General features: G+C 62.6%; 19 protein-coding genes. 4 read left to right on the forward strand and 15 right to left on the reverse strand.

The features are described 5' to 3' along the window. The 4 genes from Q0L57_RS23850 to Q0L57_RS23865 form a co-directional block, all read right to left on the reverse strand. On the reverse strand, window positions 1-872 hold an 872-nt coding region (locus Q0L57_RS23850), incomplete at its 3' end, for an AMP nucleosidase (protein WP_296745518.1). 126 nt (window positions 873-998) lie between these two features. Further along, window positions 999-1,193: a hypothetical protein gene (locus tag Q0L57_RS23855; RefSeq protein ID WP_296745519.1), complete on the reverse strand. Its 195-nt coding sequence runs from the start codon at window positions 1,191-1,193 to the stop codon at window positions 999-1,001. Between the two features lie 35 nt (window positions 1,194-1,228). Then, complete coding sequence (locus tag Q0L57_RS23860; protein WP_296745520.1) at window positions 1,229-1,381, reverse strand: hypothetical protein; 153 nt, start codon at window positions 1,379-1,381, stop codon at window positions 1,229-1,231. Between the two features lie 210 nt (window positions 1,382-1,591). Further along, window positions 1,592-1,933 (reverse strand): DUF2147 domain-containing protein, encoded by a 342-nt coding sequence (locus tag Q0L57_RS23865; protein WP_296745536.1) that lies wholly within the window; start codon window positions 1,931-1,933, stop codon window positions 1,592-1,594. A 436-nt stretch (window positions 1,934-2,369) separates the two neighbouring features. Here Q0L57_RS23865 and Q0L57_RS23870 point away from each other — a divergent pair, with 436 nt between their 5' ends. The 3 genes from Q0L57_RS23870 (at window position 2,370) to Q0L57_RS23880 (ending at window position 4,764) form a co-directional block, all read left to right on the forward strand. Then, entirely contained in the window at window positions 2,370-2,636 is a 267-nt protein-coding gene (locus Q0L57_RS23870; protein ID WP_296745521.1) for a sel1 repeat family protein, read from the forward strand. A gap of 347 nt (window positions 2,637-2,983) precedes the next feature. Next, window positions 2,984-4,105, forward strand: a complete 1,122-nt coding sequence (locus tag Q0L57_RS23875; protein ID WP_296745522.1) for an ABC transporter substrate-binding protein — start codon at window positions 2,984-2,986, stop codon at window positions 4,103-4,105. A gap of 158 nt (window positions 4,106-4,263) precedes the next feature. Then, window positions 4,264-4,764 carry a sugar O-acetyltransferase gene (locus tag Q0L57_RS23880; protein WP_296745523.1) on the forward strand — a complete coding sequence of 167 codons (501 nt, stop codon included), beginning with the start codon at window positions 4,264-4,266 and terminating at the stop codon, window positions 4,762-4,764. Between the two features lie 21 nt (window positions 4,765-4,785). Here Q0L57_RS23880 and Q0L57_RS23885 read toward each other — a convergent pair whose 3' ends face one another. From Q0L57_RS23885 to Q0L57_RS23935, 11 genes are all read right to left on the reverse strand, one after another. Beyond that, entirely contained in the window at window positions 4,786-6,750 is a 1,965-nt protein-coding gene (locus tag Q0L57_RS23885; RefSeq protein ID WP_296745524.1) for an acetyl/propionyl/methylcrotonyl-CoA carboxylase subunit alpha, read from the reverse strand. Between the two features lie 49 nt (window positions 6,751-6,799). Next, window positions 6,800-7,177, reverse strand: a complete 378-nt coding sequence (locus Q0L57_RS23890) for a hypothetical protein (RefSeq protein ID WP_296745525.1) — start codon at window positions 7,175-7,177, stop codon at window positions 6,800-6,802. Window positions 7,178-7,216: 39 nt separating this feature from the next. Then, window positions 7,217-7,594, reverse strand: a complete 378-nt coding sequence (locus Q0L57_RS23895; RefSeq protein ID WP_296745526.1) for a hypothetical protein — start codon at window positions 7,592-7,594, stop codon at window positions 7,217-7,219. A 36-nt stretch (window positions 7,595-7,630) separates the two neighbouring features. After that, window positions 7,631-8,002: a hypothetical protein gene (locus tag Q0L57_RS23900; protein ID WP_296745527.1), complete on the reverse strand. Its 372-nt coding sequence runs from the start codon at window positions 8,000-8,002 to the stop codon at window positions 7,631-7,633. Window positions 8,003-8,121: 119 nt separating this feature from the next. Next, window positions 8,122-8,652: an O-acetyl-ADP-ribose deacetylase gene (locus Q0L57_RS23905; RefSeq protein ID WP_296745528.1), complete on the reverse strand. Its 531-nt coding sequence runs from the start codon at window positions 8,650-8,652 to the stop codon at window positions 8,122-8,124. A gap of 2 nt (window positions 8,653-8,654) precedes the next feature. Beyond that, window positions 8,655-10,262 carry a carboxyl transferase domain-containing protein gene (locus Q0L57_RS23910; protein WP_296745529.1) on the reverse strand — a complete coding sequence of 536 codons (1,608 nt, stop codon included), beginning with the start codon at window positions 10,260-10,262 and terminating at the stop codon, window positions 8,655-8,657. A 9-nt stretch (window positions 10,263-10,271) separates the two neighbouring features. After that, complete coding sequence (locus tag Q0L57_RS23915) at window positions 10,272-11,183, reverse strand: hypothetical protein (protein ID WP_296745530.1); 912 nt, start codon at window positions 11,181-11,183, stop codon at window positions 10,272-10,274. Then, window positions 11,180-12,343 carry an isovaleryl-CoA dehydrogenase gene (locus Q0L57_RS23920; RefSeq protein WP_296745531.1) on the reverse strand — a complete coding sequence of 388 codons (1,164 nt, stop codon included), beginning with the start codon at window positions 12,341-12,343 and terminating at the stop codon, window positions 11,180-11,182. The genes Q0L57_RS23915 and Q0L57_RS23920 overlap by 4 nt, the downstream gene beginning before the upstream one ends. Next, window positions 12,312-12,956 carry a TetR/AcrR family transcriptional regulator gene (locus tag Q0L57_RS23925; protein ID WP_296745532.1) on the reverse strand — a complete coding sequence of 215 codons (645 nt, stop codon included), beginning with the start codon at window positions 12,954-12,956 and terminating at the stop codon, window positions 12,312-12,314. The genes Q0L57_RS23920 and Q0L57_RS23925 overlap by 32 nt, the downstream gene beginning before the upstream one ends. Before the next feature lie 82 nt (window positions 12,957-13,038). Beyond that, entirely contained in the window at window positions 13,039-13,320 is a 282-nt protein-coding gene (locus Q0L57_RS23930; RefSeq protein ID WP_296745533.1) for an acylphosphatase, read from the reverse strand. 77 nt (window positions 13,321-13,397) lie between these two features. Continuing rightward, on the reverse strand, window positions 13,398-14,510 hold the full coding sequence (locus tag Q0L57_RS23935) for a pyridoxal phosphate-dependent aminotransferase (protein ID WP_296745534.1): 1,113 nt from the start codon (window positions 14,508-14,510) through the stop codon (window positions 13,398-13,400). 115 nt (window positions 14,511-14,625) lie between these two features. On the opposite strand from Q0L57_RS23935, the gene Q0L57_RS23940 reads away from it, so the two are divergent. After that, window positions 14,626-16,290: a sulfotransferase gene (locus tag Q0L57_RS23940; protein ID WP_296745535.1), complete on the forward strand. Its 1,665-nt coding sequence runs from the start codon at window positions 14,626-14,628 to the stop codon at window positions 16,288-16,290. Window positions 16,291-16,434: the final 144 nt, after the last annotated feature.

Genomic DNA, 16,434 nt, shown 5'->3' on the forward strand with positions numbered 1-16,434 from the left:
TGGTCGGTGATCGTCTTGGCGTTGGACGGGCCGACGCCGATATTGACCATGGTGATGCCGCCATGACCTGGCTTCTTCAGGTGATAAGCGGGCATTTGCGGCAGGCGCTGCGGCGGCGAGCCTTCGCTCGGCGCGGCCCCTCCGGCCCGGGTCACGACATTGCCCGGCTCGACGAATTCGGTATAGCCGCCCCCGCCATTCTCCATCAGGTCGCGGGCGCGCGCCACGAACTCGTCGATATAGAACTGGTAGTTGGTGAACAGCACGAAGTTCTGGAAATGCTGCGGGCTCGTCGCTGTGTAATGCGTCATCCGGTGCAGCGAGTAGTCGATGCGCTGCGCCGTGAACGGCGCCAGCGGCCGCGGCTCGCCGAACGCCACCTCGAAGGTGCCGTTGGCGATCTGGTCGTCGGTGCCGTCGAGGTCCGGCACGTCGAATAGGTCGCGGATCGGCCGCTTGATCCGCTCGGCAGCCGCGCCGTCGACATAGGCGCCTTCCAGGAAGGCGAAATGCAGCGGGATCGGCGTGGTCGATTCCGAGACCGTCACCTGCACGCCGTGATTGCGCATGATGAGCTTCAACTGCTCGATCAGGTAATTCTCGAACAGCAGCGGCTGGGTGATCGTGGTGGAGAAATTGCCCGGCGTCGGCATGTGGCCGTAGGCCTGGCGGGAGTCGACCTGGCTGAACGAGGTCGTGGTGACGCCGATCTGCGGATAGAAGGCCCGGTAGCGCCTGGTGTCGTCACCGCCAGCGGCGAGCGCCGCGAAGGAATCGCGCAGGAATTTGGTGTTGCGGTCGTAGAGCGCCTGCAGCGCCGCGACAGCCTTTCTGGCGTCATGGAAATCCTCCCTGCCGAAGGGTTCCGGCATGACGACCGATTCTATGGCTTGGGGGTAGATTCGCTTTTCCATGGCTCAATATAGAGATTTGGAAGAGCGCTTGGGAGGGGGAGGCGGACGCGAAGCTGGCCCTGCGACGCTTTTTCTTTGACCGCCCTATGCGCGCTGCAGGCTGATCAGCAGCACGAAACCGACGCCGGCCTTCTTCGGCGCGGGCGCCTCGATCGTGGAGCCGGCCTCCGCGCGCATCATCGGCATCGCCAGCACCGGCGCGGCAAGCAGCGTCAGGATGAGCGCGGCCCTCGGCAGGAGCCGAAGGGCCTTGAAGGCGCTTGTGGCGGTGCGGTTCATGGCTTTTCGTTCCCCCGGTTTGAGGATTGGCTGTTTCAGCGGCTGGAATGGTTCACGCAGCCGAACTGGCAGGAGCTGGCGCCGTCCCACGGGCGCGCCGGATGGCTGGCCTCGGCCACCAGGATTGCGAAGAACATCCCGAACAGGCTCATCAGCAGGCAGACGATGGTGAAGCGACGGGCTAGCATTGATCCCTCTCCTTGGATGGCGGGAAGAATGCCCGAACGCCTCTGAACCGGTCCTGAGACCGGTATTCATCTGCCGTTCAAAATGATTGACGTGCGGCTTGAGCTGGATCGCGGTCCTGAAAGTACCTCGGCCTTCACGTGCCGGACCAGCGCTCTAACGAGAAACGGGGCCGCTCAGGCCCCGTTTTCATCGTATCTCTTGTGCGGCGATCAGAGCTTGTGCCAGGTCTGGCTTTTGCAGATCAGGCCGCCGAGCACGCAGCCGCTCATCTTGAGCGAGGTGCCGGACAGCGTCGCCTTGCCGGAATAGGTCTTGTCGTTCGACGGGTCGGTGATGTTGCCGGCATATTTGTTGTCGCCGGTGGCCTTCAGCGAACCGATGGTCTTACCGGCATATTTGCCGGTCTTCAGCGTGATCGAGAATGTGCCGCTGCCGCCGATGGCCGCGGTATCGCCGGCCTGCGTCTTCCAATTGCCTTCGATCGGGTCCGCCAGCGCGGCACTTGCCATGATCAGGGTGGCCGCAAAGGCCAGGCTCACTTTTCGAAACATCATTGTCCTCCCTATTGGGTTCGGTGGGCTCGCTCCCGCCTCTCAGCCCCTTACGCAAACGTAAGCTAATCCAGGGGCCGCCAAAACAAAAGCGGTGCCGCCGGGGAAGGTTGCAAGGATTTTGGCGCGACGCGCCACTGGAAAATGAACGGATGGCGAAGAGTGCTTCGGTTTCCGTGGTTAGCGAAGTCTTGAAGTCGGCAGCCGAAATTTTCGTCGAATTTTCTTCAAATCGGCTGAATTGCTGGGTTCCTATGCTTAACGAATTTTCGCATTTACCTATTGTTTTAGCTTTGTTTTCTTCAAATTAAGCACGCCATTTAACGACGGATTCAAGGCCAAGCCTCATCCTCAAAAGCATCGAAAGAGCAGCCCGCCCCGAGGGAAATCAAGGGACAGAAGGAGGCAGCTCTCGGGAGCCAGACAGGGGATTGAAATGGCACGTTTTGAAATGCTCGAAGCCGGCTTCGGCGCCATGGGGGCAACTGCCCAGGCCGACATTCTTTTCGAACTGGGCATGATGTATGCGACCGGCCGCGACTGCGAGACCGACGTCGTCGCCGCCCACAAATGGTTCAACATCGCCGCCATCAAGGGCTCGGTCCGCGCCGCGGAATTGCGCTCCGAACTTTCGGCTACGATGTCGAAGGCCGACATCGCCAAGGCGCTGCGCGAAGCACGCGAATGGATGACGATGCACTGATCCTGCGGGACCGGCGCTCGAAAGTCTTCAGGGGACAAGGCCGCGAAAAGACGGCCGGTTAACAAGACCAAAAACAGGGAAGCGAGCGGATTCGGGCGCGGGGGCGCCGGGGAAGCTCGATGGCAAAAAGCCGCGACCGGCCGGGACAAGGCCGGCGCGGCTTTTGCGTTTTACAACCCAGGCGGGCGCGGGTTCCGCGCTGGTGTGGCCCAAGCAATCCCCGTCAAAATGAACCAAAACCGGGCATATTGTCCTCTCGACAGCTCCAGCGAAGGGTGAAATTGTCCCGGCTCTCTGGAACAAGCGCGGCCGGGCGGCCGCGCGCAAGTGGAGGAGTCCTTATAGTCATGAAAAAATTGGGTATTTTGAGCGCGGCCGCATTGGGCCTGATGATGAGCGCACCGGTTGCCTTCGCCGACGACATCACCATTGCGGTGGTCGGCCCGATGACCGGCCAGCTCGCCACCATCGGCGACCAGTTCAAGCAGGGCGCGCAGGCCGCGGCCGACGCCATCAACGCTGCTGGCGGCGTCAATGGCGCCAAGATCAAGCTCGACATCGAGGACGACCAGTGCGATCCGAAGCAGGCTGTCTCGGTCGCCAACCGCATCGTCGCCAACGGCGTCAAGTTCGTCGACGGCCATGCTTGCTCGGGCTCGAGCATTCCGGCTTCCGCCGTCTATGCCGAGGCCGGCACGCTGATGATGAGCCCGGCTTCGTCGAACCCGGTGCTGACCGACGCCGCCGCCAAGTCCGGCTGGCCGACGATCATGCGCCTTTACACGCGTGACGACGCGCAGGGCGCCTTCATCGGTCCGTGGATCGCCAAGAAGTACGCTGGCAAGAACATCGTCATCCTGCACGACAAGAGCGCCTATGGTCAGGGCGTTGCCGATGCGGTGAAGGCGACGATGAATGCCGGAGGCCTCAAGGAGGTCGACTATGAAGGCATCAATGCCGGCGAGAAGGACTACTCGGCCCTCGTCACCAAGCTGAAGGAACTCAAGGCCGACGTCGTGTATTTCGGCGGCTATCACCCGGAAGCCGGCCTCATCCTGCGCCAGGCGGCCGAGCAGAACGTCAAGTTCCAGCTGATCATGCCGGACTCCATCGCCTCGCCGGAATTCTGGCAGGTTGCCGGCCCGGCCGGCGAAGGCACCATGTTCGTCTTCCCGTCTGACCCGCAGGCCAAGCCGGAAGCCAAGGACGCCGTTGCCAAGATCAAGGCGGGCGGCTTCACGCCGGAAGGCTTCACGCTGTTCTCCTATGCCGTGATCCAGGCCGTAGCCGAAGGCGTCAAGCGCGCCGGCACCGACGATCCGGGCAAGGTGGCCGCCGCGCTGAAGGACGGCAAGCCGATCAGCACCGTCGTCGGCGACGTCATCTTCGACGAGAAGGGCGACCTGAAGAACGCGAGCTACGACATCAACCAGTGGCATGACGGCAAATACGCGCCGATCAAGCCGTAATCGGTTCTTTCCAGTTTAGGAAATGGCCGGGCTCGTCCCGGCCATTTTCATTTTGGCCGGCCTCATGGCTACACTCGAAATCGAGTGGGAAGGATTCGAAAATGGCGAGCGATGGTCGCACCAGGATAATTCCCAGGCGAACACCGGAATCGGCGGCCATGACGGCAAACGTCAAACGAGCGATGGCGATCACTGCCAGGCTCAACCTTCTGACATATGACGACGCCGATGAAGTGCGCGCCCTGTTCAGCGAAATGATCGGCAAGGAGGTGGACGCCAGCTTCCTCCTGATACCGCCATTTTACGCGACCGGCGGTTTGGACACCCGTGTCGGGCGCAACGTCTTCGTCAACCAGAACTGCACCTTCTACGATCTCGGCGGGCTCGATATTGCCGACGATGTGATGATCGGGCCGAATGTCAGTCTCATCACTTCAGGCCATCCCATCGCTCCTTCCGAGCGCCGCGCCTTCGTCACCGCAAGACCTATCGTGATCGAAAGGAACGTCTGGATCGCTGCCGGTGTCACCATCATCGGCGGCGTGACAGTGGGGGAGAATTCGGTCGTTGCCGCGGGTTCGGTGGTCACAAGAGACGTCCCGCCGAACACCCTTGTCGGCGGAAATCCTGCGCGGGTCATTCGTTCGATCGCCGAGTGAGCAGGCGGCCGTCGAGGCCGATCATGCCTGGCCGTCCTCGGCGAACCGCACCAATACCGTGCCGTCGCTGACCTGTGCGCCTTCCGCCGCGATCTCGGCGATCACGCCATCGTGCGGGGCGGCGATGGTATGCTCCATCTTCATCGCCTCGAGGATCAGCAGCGGTTGGCCCTTGCTCACGGTGTCACCCGCCGACGCGCGCACCAGCTTCACCAGTCCCGGCATTGGGGCGCGCAGGCTCCCCGAGGCTGCTCCGGCTTCGTCCGCCTTGGCGAGCGGATCGGGCACGGCGAAGGTGTGACCGACCGCGCCCTCGAACACGGTGACGTGGCCTGGCCAGCGGGCGGTGCGTGGCAGGATCCTGAGGTCGTGGGAATTGATCGCGTCATGCGGCGCTTCCAGCACCACCTGGAAGCGCCCGTCCGAACGCGCCGAGATGCGCGCCAGGATGTTCTCCTCGCCATAGCGCAGCCGGGTGCGGCGCGAGAGCGTGTGGAAATGCGCGTAGCCGGCAAGCGTCGACCACGGATCGGTGGCCGCGCCCGGCGCGCCCGCATCGGTCGCTGCCAGCGCCGCCGCCGCGATCGTTTCGTCGCTCGGCGCGGGTATTGCGACGAGCGCCTCCTGATGCCTTCCGATCAGGCCAGTGTCGACATCGCCAGCCGCGAAATCGACGTCGGCTGCGAGCGCCGCAAGGAACGCGGTGTTGACGGTCGAGCCGGCCACTTCGGTTCGGGCAAGGGCTTCGCTCAGCGCCGCGAGCGCCGCTGTCCTGTCGTTGGCGTGCACCACGAGCTTCGCGATCATCGGGTCGTAGAAAGGCGAGATCGCATCGCCACCGCGCACGCCGGTTTCCACGCGCATGGCTGCTTTTTCGGGGGCTGCCTCGGGAAATTTGAGGTGATGCAGCGTTCCGGTCGCCGGCAGGAAGCCCTTGGCCGCGTCCTCGGCGTAGATGCGCGCCTCGAAGGCATGCCCCGACAGTGCGATGTCCGCCTGCGTCTTCGGCAGGTTCTCTCCGGAGGCGACGCGCAACTGCCATTCGACCAGATCGATGCCTGTGACCATCTCGGTGACGGGATGCTCGACCTGGAGCCGCGTGTTCATTTCCATGAACCAGAAGCGGTCGGCCTTGAGGCCCTGCGAGGCATCGACGATGAACTCGATGGTGCCCGCGCCTGAGTAGCTGATCGCCTGGGCGGCTTTAACCGCCGCTTCCGTCATCGCCTTGCGCAGCGCCGGCGTCATGCCAGGGGCGGGTGCTTCCTCGATCACCTTCTGGTGGCGGCGCTGCGCCGAGCAGTCGCGTTCGTAGAGATGCACGGCATTGCCGAAATTGTCGCCAAACACCTGCACTTCGATATGGCGCGGCTTGTCGACATATTTCTCGACGAGCACGCGGTCGTCGCCGAAGGCGGCCTTGGCCTCGCGTCGTGCCGAGGACAGCGCCTCGGAAAAATCGTCCGGATGATCGACGCGGCGCATGCCCTTGCCGCCGCCGCCGGCGCGCGCCTTGATCAGCACAGGATAGCCTATCTCGCGCGCCTTGGAGGCGAGCAGCACGATCTCCTGTGCTTCGCCATGATAGCCCGGTACCACTGGAACGCCGGCTTTCTCCATCAGCCGCTTGGCGGCGTCCTTCAGCCCCATGGCGCGGATCGAAGCCGCGGATGGGCCTATGAACACGAGCCCAGCCGCCGTCACCTGGTCGACGAAGTCCGGGTTTTCCGACAGGAAGCCGTAGCCGGGATGGATCGCCTCCGCGCCCGTTGCAAGTGCTGCCGCAACGATCTTGTCGCCGCGCAGGTAGCTTTCGCCGACAGGCGAGGGGCCGATATGCACCGCCTCATCGGCCATCTCGACATGCAGCGCGCCGGCGTCTGCATCCGAGTAGACGGCTACAGTGCGCACGCCGAGCTTGCGGGCGGTACGGATGACGCGGCAGGCGATCTCGCCGCGATTGGCGATCAGGATCTTGCCGAACATGGAGCCTCCCGGTTTTGGCTTGGGCGGCGCCGGTCCAGCAGGCGTCGGCCTATTTCGACGCCGCGATGGAGCAGCCGCCACTCGCCGTGTTCAGTCGCCACTTCTTCAGGCCGCCTTGGCAGTTGCGCATCGCGAGATCCTCCGCGGCCTTCTGGGACGGCGCATTGAGCGCCTTGCCGCAGACGACATAAAGGTCCCTGACGCGCGTATAGAACGTCGTTGCATAGGCCGAGTGGCCGCCCGCCGCGACATAGGCATTGTAGGCAATTCTGCATTGATCCTTGGGATTCATCGCCAGGGGCGGCGGAAAGCGCTTGGCTCCCTCGCTTCCTGAGAGCGAGCCGGCCGTGCCGATCCCCGGCGCCGCCAAAACGAGTGCCGCCGCCATCATCGAGGCAGCCACTGACTTCATGCTTACGAATCTCATTCAATTCCTCTTGGCAAGGCCAGAGCTGCCGCTTGATGGTTACTTCGAAGCCGCGATCGCGCAGCCGCCGCTTGCAGTCCTGACTTTCAACCTCTTCAGGCCGGCCATGCAGCTTTGCATCGCCACGTCTTCCGCTGCCTTCTGGGAAGGCGCGTTCAGTTTCGAACCGCAAATGATGTAAAGGTCGACGACGCGCGAATAGAACGTCGTTGCATAGGCCGAATGCCCGTTTGCCGCGACATAGGCATTGTAGGCCTTGGTACAGGGCTGTTTGGGATCGAGCGACAAAGTCGGCGGAAAGCGCTTGTCGCCGACGCTGCCCGCCAGTGAGCCCGCCAACGCGATGGTGAAACTCGACAGCACGAGCATACCAGCCAGCATCGATGCCGCAATGCGTTTGATGGTTGTGGATTTCATTCAACCCCTCCCGGGTGAAAAGCCCCGACCCGTCGCTTACTTGGATGCAGCGATGCTGCAGTCGCCGGCGACAGTGACCTTGTATTTGCTTTTGCTGGCCCGACAGGATTTCAACGCCAGATCTTCGGCCGCCTTCTGAGAAGGCGCGTTCAATCTTGCGCCACAAATAAAATACTCGATTGCCGGCACAATCGGCGTTGCGGCGAAGGCCGAATGGCCCGAAGCCGCCAAGTATGCCGCGTATGCTTTGCCGCATCCGCCAATGGTTCCGGTCGGAATGGTGACCGCGTAGCGCACGTCGCCCTCCTTGCCGGCGAGCGAGCCGGCCGCCTCTGCGCCCGATGCCGCAAACATTAGAAGTGCCGCAAGTATAGAGGCCGCTGACTTGCGGCGGTATTTCAGGATCATATCTGCTAAACCCCAACTGCCCGATGCAGGACAAGCAATAACGCACGTTATCCGCAAAGGCTAGTTCGGGGCGAGCAATTCGGGCATCGCAGTGAAGAAAAATGTTTTGATCCATAAGTTCAGCGCTCCCCGAGGTCAGCAATTGCCAGCCTGTATAGTTCGGCATCCCGGTCGTCGAAGCAGCAGAAAGTAACGACTGCAGGCCGCATGTTTTGCTGCAGGAAGCCACTTACGATGCCGACAGCAATATCTGTCGCCTCATCCTTCGGGAAACGATAGATGCCGGTCGAGATTGCCGGGAAAGCAATCGTGCGACAGTCATGGGCGCTGGCGATTTCGAGCGAGCGCCGGTAGCAGGAGGCAAGCAGCCCGGCCTCGCCCTTACTGCCGCCTTGCCAGACCGGCCCGACCGTGTGGATGATATGGCGCGCCGGCAGCCGGTAGCCTTTGGTCAGCTTGGCGTCGCCGGTCTTGCAGCCATGAAGCATGCGGCATTCGGCGACTAGTTCCGGCCCGGCCGCGCGATGGATGGCGCCGTCGACGCCCCCGCCACCGAGCAGCGAGGAATTGGCGGCGTTGACGATGGCATCGACGGCGAGCTTCGTTATGTCGCCGGTGTGAATGCGGATCCTGTCGCCGGGAGCGCTCATCGTCACATCCTGAACACGCCGAACTTCGTCTCCTGGAAGCCGCCATTGAGCGTGGCCGAGAGGCTGAGCGCCAGCACGTCGCGCGTCCTGGCAGGATCGATGATGCCGTCGTCCCAAAGCCGCGCGGAAGAGTAGAGCGGGTGGCCCTCATGCTCGTATTTCATCAGGATCGGCTTGCGGAACTTTGCCTCCTCGTCGGCGCTCCATTGCCCGCCTTTGCGCTCGATGCCCTCGCGCCTGACCATGGCAAGCACGGTTGCCGCCTGCTCGCCTCCCATCACCGAGATGCGGGCGTTCGGCCACATCCACAGGAAGCGAGGCGAATAGGCGCGGCCGCACATGCCGTAGTTGCCGGCGCCAAAGGAACCGCCGATGATGACGGTGAGCTTCGGCACCTTCGCGGTTGCCACCGCCATCACCAGCTTGGCGCCGTCCTTGGCGATGCCGCCCGCCTCGTATTTCCGCCCGACCATGAATCCGGTGATGTTCTGCAGGAAGACCAGCGGAATGCCGCGCTGGCAGCAGAGCTCGATGAAGTGGGCGCCCTTCAGCGCGCTTTCGGAAAACAGCACGCCATTGTTGCCGAGGATGCCCACCGGCATGCCGTGAAGATGCGCGAAGCCGGTGACCAGGGTGGTGCCGTAGTTCTGCTTGAACTCGTCGAACTCCGAGCCGTCGACCAGACGCGCGATCACCTCGCGCACGTCATAGGGCTGGCGCAGGTCCGTCGGCACGATACCGTAGAGTTCCCGCGGGTCAAAAAGCGGTTGAATCGGCTTCTGCAGATTGAGGTCTACCGTCTTGTTCCGGTTGAGGTTCCGGATGATGCGCCGGCAAATGGCCAGGGCATGCTCGTCGTCCATGGCGTAGTGGTCGGCTACCCCTGAAAGCCTGGTATGGACATCGGCGCCGCCGAGTTCCTCGGCGCTGACATCCTCGCCGGTCGCGGCCTTCACCAGCGGCGGGCCGCCGAGGAAGATGGTCGCCTGGTTGCGCACCATGATCGTCTCGTCCGACATCGCCGGCACATAGGCGCCGCCCGCCGTGCAGGAGCCCATGACGCAGGCGATCTGCGGGATGCCGGCGGCCGACATGTTGGCCTGATTGTAGAAGATGCGGCCGAAATGCTCGCGGTCGGGGAACACCTCGTCCTGGTTGGGCAGGTTGGCGCCGCCGCTGTCGACCAGGTAGACGCAGGGCAAATTGTTCTGCAGCGCGATTTCCTGCGCGCGCAGGTGCTTCTTCACCGTCAGCGGATAATAGGTGCCGCCTTTCACGGTGGCATCGTTGACGACGACCATCACCTCCCGGCCCTCGACGCGGCCGACACCGGTGATGATGCCGGCCGAAGGGATGTCCTCGCCATACATCGACCATGCCGCGAACTGGCCGACCTCGAGGAAGGGCGAACCGGTGTCGAGCAGTTGCGCCAGTCGTTCGCGCGGCAGCAGCTTGCCGCGCGATACGTGGCGCTGGCGGGCTTCGTCCGAGCCGCCGCGCTCGATGCCCGCCGCCTTGTCGGAAATGTCAGCGACGAGCGCGCGCATCCGCTCGGCATTGGCTCGGAAGGCTTCGGAGGAGGGTGATATCTGGGTTTGCAGCGTGGCCATTGTCGATCCCTATTGCTCGGCCACGATTTGCAACGTGCCGTTTCGCCGCTCGAAGACGTATTCGGATAGAAGGTCGGGCTCGTCTCGAAAAACCTTGGCGATCAAGGTGCGGGCTATGTGAATCGCCTTCGGCAGACGCTTGTCAAAGACAAAAATCGCGTCGCGCCGGGGGATGGCTATGACGACGCCGTCAGGGAATTGAAGTTCGAGCAGAGCCCAGAATTTGTCAGTCAGCAGAAGGGCAGGCGAGATCGCTTCATCACCTTCAACAGTGAAGATGGATATGCCTTCGCGAATTCTCTCCTGTCTGACCTTGGATATCTGCTTGTCGATGTTCGCCATGGCAAGTTGGCGAAGTTGTGCGAGGGAACGACTTCCGACGGCGGACATCGGCACGCTGTCGAGAGAGTCCTCCCCATCGATCTGGTAAAGGACGACGACGTCACCAGCGAGCTCCTCGTAGGCAGGACCCTTCTCGGGCGCGGCGTCGCCTTTGAAGGCATCAAGATGCTCGCGAGGTCGAATGTTCGCTATCAGGTGTTCGGCGTCGAAGCTTCTGTCGGTATCGGTCAAAACTAGAACGTTCAAGAAGCGCCGGATTTCGGTTTCGACTTCCTCGGGAGGCAGTTGGCGAAGGCGGCCCAATAGGTTGGTGACATCGACCTCAAGATTGCGGTCTTTGCCCGAGTGTACCGTCGTTACGCTGAGACGGGCCGGATCGGCGGGGTCAGGCGTAACCGCTTTGACGCGGCCGTCTACCTTCAGCCGCGAGATAACCTCGGTCCGCAGCGCCTCGATATCCTTGAATGCCGGCGTGCCAGAATGCGCTGCCGCTACGAATGCGAAGAGCGAAATCGAAGTGATCGCGCTCACAATTCTTTCGAGATAGTGCGGTAGCGTTGGCATTTTGAAGTAGCTCACACTCCCTCTGCCATGATCTCGCGGCCGATCAGCCAGCGGCGGATCTCGCTGGTGCCGGCGCCGATCTCGTAGAGCTTGGCGTCGCGCAGCAGACGGCCCGTGGGATAGTCGTTGATATAGCCGTTGCCGCCGAGCAGTTGGATGGCGTCGAGAGCCATCTGCGTTGCCTTCTCGGCGGCGAAAAGCACGCAGCCGGCGGCGTCCTTGCGGGTGGTCTGGCCACGATCGCAGGCGGCCGCCACCGCATAGACATAGGCTCGCGCGGCGTTCATCGTCGAATACATGTCCGCGAGCTTGCCCTGCACCAGCTGGAAAGAGCCGATCGGCTGGCCGAACTGCTTGCGCTCATGCACGTAGGGAATTGCGACGTCGAGACACGCCGCCATCAGCCCGATCGGGCCGCCGGCAAGCACCGTGCGCTCGTAGTCGAGGCCCGACATCAGCACCTCGACGCCGCGGCCTTCCTCATGCAGGACATTTTCGAACGGCACCTCGACATTTTCGAACACCAGCTCGCCTGTATTGGAGCCGCGCATGCCGAGCTTGTCGAGTTTTTGCGCCACCGAAAACCCGGCCATCGTCTTTTCGACGATGAAAGCGGTGATGCCGCGCGAATGGCGCTCGGGATCGGTCTTGGCATAGACCACCATCGTTGCGGCGTCGGGGCCGTTGGTGATCCACATTTTCGAGCCGTTGAGCACATAACGGTCGTTGCGCTTTTCGGCGCGTAGCCTGAGCGACACCACGTCGGAGCCCGCGCCCGGCTCCGACATCGCCAGCGCGCCGACATGCTCGCCTGAACACAGGGCAGGGAGGTATTTTTCCTTCTGCGCCGGCGTCGCCCAGCGGTTGATCTGGTTGACGCAGAGATTGGAATGCGCGCCGTAGGAAAGGCCGACCGAGGCGGATGCGCGAGAAACCTCTTCCATCGCCACGACATGGGCGAGATAGCCCATGCCGGTGCCGCCGAAATCAGGGTCGGCAGTGATACCTAGCAGGCCAAGCGCGCCGAGTTCGCCCCACAGATGCGCGGGGAATTCGTTGGAGCGGTCGATTTCAGCCGCGATCGGCGCGATCCTGTCCTGGGCGAAGCGCCGCACGGTGTCGCGCAGCGCCTCGATGTCTGCGTCAAGCCCGAAGCCTAGCGTATTGGTGTACATGGGCTACCTCCCTGGCGTCGATCTTTGCGCCGACGAGCCGCATTGTCATGGAAAGATATGTGGTGGTGACTTCAGCGATCGACAGCCGCTCGCCCGGCCGGAACCAGACGATGACGCCCGTCATCATCTGGATCAGCGCCATGGCGGTGAGGCCGGTGTCCTCGACCTGAAAGACGCCGGCTTCAGCGCCGTCACGCAAGATCGCGCGCAGCTCCTTCTCGTAGGTGGTGCGCATCCTGAGAATCTGCGTCAGCCGGTCGTGCGAAAGGCTGCGCAGCTCCATGTTGGAGACATGAGTGCCGTGGCGCTGCTCGATGTGGAAGGCAATGTGATTTTCGACATATGCCGCGAGCCTTGCGACCGGGTCGGCGCTCGCCGGCCGTGCCGCGTCCCATGCCTGGAGCAGGCCTTCCATATGCTCGCGCATCAAGGTGAACAGAAGATCTTCCTTGGTCGGGAAGTAGCGGTAGAGCGCCGCGGCCTGCACGCCGACTTCCGCCGCCAGCTGGCGCATCGACATCGCCTCGTAACCAAGGCGCGCGATCAGGTTCACCGCCGCCTCGCGGACGGCCGCTTCGGTCTTTTCTCCGTCGGAACCCGTGGTGCGTGCCATGTTTCGTCCCAGCTTGGATATTAATAAAACGAACGTTCAATTAATTCAAGGCCTGGCCTCTTCTTCGAGGGGAGGCACCTGCCTAAGCGATAATCCTGAAGTCGACAGGCGCGTCGCTGGAGGCTTCCTCGACATCTACATTCGAGACCGCGGCGCCCGGTGGCCCCTGCCAGAACCGCTCGATCATGGCTGTTACTTGGGCGTCGTCGCCGGCGATGAGTGCCGCCACCGAACCGTCGCGTTCGTTGCGGACCCAGCCGCTCAACCTGAGGCGCACAGCTTCGCCGCGCGTCCACACCCGGTAGCTGACGCCCTGCACCCTGCCGGAGATGCGCACCCGTACCGCTCTTTGCTTGCCCTGCATGCCTTCGGCCCGCCCTTCATGCCGAATCTGGCACAGCGCGCGGCAAAGGCAACGGTTCCGGTGCTGTTGTCCGCCCGTTAATTACCGCGCGCTACTGCGAGCGCTCCCGGCAATTCCTCTGCGAATATATCGAGCTCGTGGTCGAGCCCGACGCTGACCCTGATGCAGCGGTCGAGCCTAGGAGCCATCGGCTTGCGGATGAAGACGTCGCGGGCGAGCAGCGCCTGCATGATCTTGAGCGCGAAGGCGCCGTCCTGGCCGCAGTCGATGGTGACGAAATTGGTCGCCGACCGCAGCGGCTTCAGCCCGTTCTGCTCGGCGATCGCCGCAATGCGCCGCCGCCCGGCGGCCACGCGTTCCACGACTGATTTCAAATAATCCTGGTCGGCAAGCGCCTCGACGCCGGCGATCTGCGCCATACGGCTGACGCCGTAATGGTTGCGGATCTTCTCGAAGTCGCGGATCACTTCCTCCTCGGCCAGCGCGTAGCCGCAGCGTATGCCCGCGAGCCCATAGGCCTTGGAGAAGGTGCGCATGCGGACGACGTTCAGTCGAGAGACGTCGATCGGCGGCAGCGCCGAGGCGGGGCCAAGTTCGCCATAGGCTTCGTCCAGCACCAGCATGGTGGTTTGCGGCAGCGCCTCGATAAAGCGGATGACGTCCGGCGCCTCCCACCAACTGCCCATCGGGTTGTCCGGATTGGAGAGATAGACGAGCGGCGCCTTTTCGCGCTCGACCGCGCGGAGAAGCCCGTCAAGGTCTTCCTTGTCGTCGGCGTAGGGCACCGTCACCAGGCGGCCGCCGACGCTGGCGATATGGAAATTGAAGGTGGGATAAGCGCCGAGCGAGGTCACCACGGCGTCGCCGGGCGCGACATACATGCGCGCAACCAGGCCAAGCAGGCCGTCGATGCCTTCGCCAACGACCACATTCTCGACCTTCACGTTGTGGTGAGCTGCCGCAGCGACCTTCAGGTCGAAATTGTCCGGGTCGCAATACATCCACATGTCGCGGGCGATGCTTTCCATGCGGGCGATGACGCGCGGCGAGGGGCCGAAACTGCTTTCATTGGCGCCGATGCGGGCGCGGAAAGGCCGCCCGCGCTCGCGCTCCATCGCCTCCGGTCCGACGAACGGCACCGTGGTGGGAAGCGCTCCGACGACCGGCGTGAGGGGAGGGCGCTGATGCATGGCAAGGGCTCGCTGAAAATTGGGACTTCTTGCTAGCGTGGCGGCTGGAAGGGCGCAAGCTTGCCGATATCGCCGAAGGCTGGATTCCCGCGTGGCTTTTTGCTAGCGAGGTTCGATGAACAATCGTCTGCCGCCCGCCTGGGCAAAGCACCTCAAATCCGCTCCCGCGCCGAAACCCCGCTCGCCCCAGCCAAGTCCGACGACGGCAAATCCCTTCGCGAGTACGCGGGCCGACGACCAGTTGCTGAAGCAGGCCTATGAGCACCAGCAGGCCAAACGGCTGGCCGAGGCCCAAGACCTGTGCTTTGAGGTGCTGGCGCGAACGCCAAATCATCCCTTGGCGCTCTACATCATGGGCACCGTTTGTCTGGGTTACGACGACGAGGCGGCGCTGCGCTATTTTGCGCGCGCGGTCGGCGAGGAGCCCAGAAATGCCTATTATCATCTGAGCCTCGGTGAGGCCTATGGCAGGCTGAGCGAATTCTCGGCTGCGATCAAGCACATCCAGTATGCCCTGGAGGTGCAGCCCGATCTTGTAGAGGCCCTTTGTGCCCTGGGGCGCGTTTATACCGAGTTCGACAAACCGGACCTCGCTTTGCCGCTCTATGATAGAGCGCTGAAAGTCAACCGCGATCACCCCAAGGCACGGATCGGGATGGCCGCTGCGCTCACTGGCCTTGGGCGCATGGACGAGGCCGGCATCTATCTCAAAGAGGCGATCGAACGCCGCGTCGACGTGGCGGCTGCCTATTACGACCTCGTGCAGAGTCGAAAGTTTTCCGAGGAGCCCGCGGAGCTCGAATCGATCCTTCGCGAACTTGGCAATCCGGGACTTAAACCGGAGGCCAAGGCGAGTCTCAACTACGCCGCAGGTAAAGTGGAGAACGACCTCAAGCGCTACGCGGAAGCATTCGACCATTTCAAGAAGGCGAAGCAGGCCGAAGGCTACAAGTTCGACATCGATCAGTATCGTCGTTTCATAGACGCTACGATTGAAACCTTCACGCCGGGCCTGTTTGCCGCCGCGTCCGGTTTTGGCAACCCTTCCGATCTCCCGGTGTTCGTGGTTGGCATGCCTCGTTCCGGAACGACGCTGACGGAACAGATCCTGGCCAGTCATCCCCAGGTTCATGGTGCGGGAGAGCTCTCCAAACTAAGGCGGGTGGCAAACGCGATCGGCCTCAAGACGTCCGCTGGAGATTTGACCGAGCCCGTCAATACCCTCACGCCGGAACTGACCAAGATGCTGGGCGAAGAGCATCTGTCTTACCTGAGGGAGAGGGCGCCTGCTGCGCTCCGCGTCGTCGACAAGCAGCCGCACAATTTTGAACTGATTGGTCTTATCGCCCTTCTGTTCCCCAATGCGCGCATCGTTCATTGCCGCCGCGATGCCATCGACAATTGCGTGTCATGCTATGTGCTGCCCTTCAGCTCGGCGCACAGCTACAATGCGGACTTACGGGCCCTCGGCCTGTACTATCGAGAATATGACCGCTTGATGCGTCACTGGAACGAGGTTTTCCCGGGCCGCATCTTCGAGAATCGCTATGAGACGCTCGTGGAGGATCAGGAAGCGCAGTCGCGCCGGCTCATCGATCATCTCGGCCTGCCTTGGGATGACGCATGCTTGCGCTTCTTCGATAGGGAAGGGGCGGTCACCACGCCCAGTCGCTGGCAGGTTCGCCAGCCAATCTACAAGTCGTCGGTAAAGCGCTGGAAGAATTACGAGAGCGAGATTCAGCCCCTGATCGACTCGCTGGGGGATCTGGCGGATACTTGATCGCCAGAGCGATTCCAGGAAGCAGCGGCTTTCCGTCCGGAGCTACGTGAGGGTTAGAGCAGCTCGGCGATTCCATGAAACGCCGAACCGCTCTAGGCTGAATCGACATTCACCGCATCCATAGCATTGCGCAAGCGATCTGGA

The organism is Mesorhizobium sp., assembly GCF_024509055.1.
In the GTDB taxonomy this organism is placed as follows: domain Bacteria; phylum Pseudomonadota; class Alphaproteobacteria; order Rhizobiales; family Rhizobiaceae; genus Mesorhizobium.

Coding starts and splice junctions, on each gene's coding strand:
- Q0L57_RS23855 (WP_296745519.1), bottom strand. CDS start 1,193: ATGAACCGCACCGCCACAAGCGCCTTCAAGGCCCTTCGGCTCCTGCCG.
- Q0L57_RS23860 (WP_296745520.1), bottom strand. CDS start 1,381: ATGCTAGCCCGTCGCTTCACCATCGTCTGCCTGCTGATGAGCCTGTTC.
- Q0L57_RS23865 (WP_296745536.1), bottom strand. CDS start 1,933: ATGTTTCGAAAAGTGAGCCTGGCCTTTGCGGCCACCCTGATCATGGCA.
- Q0L57_RS23870 (WP_296745521.1), top strand. CDS start 2,370: ATGGCACGTTTTGAAATGCTCGAAGCCGGCTTCGGCGCCATGGGGGCA.
- Q0L57_RS23875 (WP_296745522.1), top strand. CDS start 2,984: ATGAAAAAATTGGGTATTTTGAGCGCGGCCGCATTGGGCCTGATGATG.
- Q0L57_RS23880 (WP_296745523.1), top strand. CDS start 4,264: ATGACGGCAAACGTCAAACGAGCGATGGCGATCACTGCCAGGCTCAAC.
- Q0L57_RS23885 (WP_296745524.1), bottom strand. CDS start 6,750: ATGTTCGGCAAGATCCTGATCGCCAATCGCGGCGAGATCGCCTGCCGC.
- Q0L57_RS23890 (WP_296745525.1), bottom strand. CDS start 7,177: ATGAGATTCGTAAGCATGAAGTCAGTGGCTGCCTCGATGATGGCGGCG.
- Q0L57_RS23895 (WP_296745526.1), bottom strand. CDS start 7,594: ATGAAATCCACAACCATCAAACGCATTGCGGCATCGATGCTGGCTGGT.
- Q0L57_RS23900 (WP_296745527.1), bottom strand. CDS start 8,002: ATGATCCTGAAATACCGCCGCAAGTCAGCGGCCTCTATACTTGCGGCA.
- Q0L57_RS23905 (WP_296745528.1), bottom strand. CDS start 8,652: ATGAGCGCTCCCGGCGACAGGATCCGCATTCACACCGGCGACATAACG.
- Q0L57_RS23910 (WP_296745529.1), bottom strand. CDS start 10,262: ATGGCCACGCTGCAAACCCAGATATCACCCTCCTCCGAAGCCTTCCGA.
- Q0L57_RS23920 (WP_296745531.1), bottom strand. CDS start 12,343: ATGTACACCAATACGCTAGGCTTCGGGCTTGACGCAGACATCGAGGCG.
- Q0L57_RS23925 (WP_296745532.1), bottom strand. CDS start 12,956: ATGGCACGCACCACGGGTTCCGACGGAGAAAAGACCGAAGCGGCCGTC.
- Q0L57_RS23930 (WP_296745533.1), bottom strand. CDS start 13,320: ATGCAGGGCAAGCAAAGAGCGGTACGGGTGCGCATCTCCGGCAGGGTG.
- Q0L57_RS23935 (WP_296745534.1), bottom strand. CDS start 14,510: ATGCATCAGCGCCCTCCCCTCACGCCGGTCGTCGGAGCGCTTCCCACC.
- Q0L57_RS23940 (WP_296745535.1), top strand. CDS start 14,626: ATGAACAATCGTCTGCCGCCCGCCTGGGCAAAGCACCTCAAATCCGCT.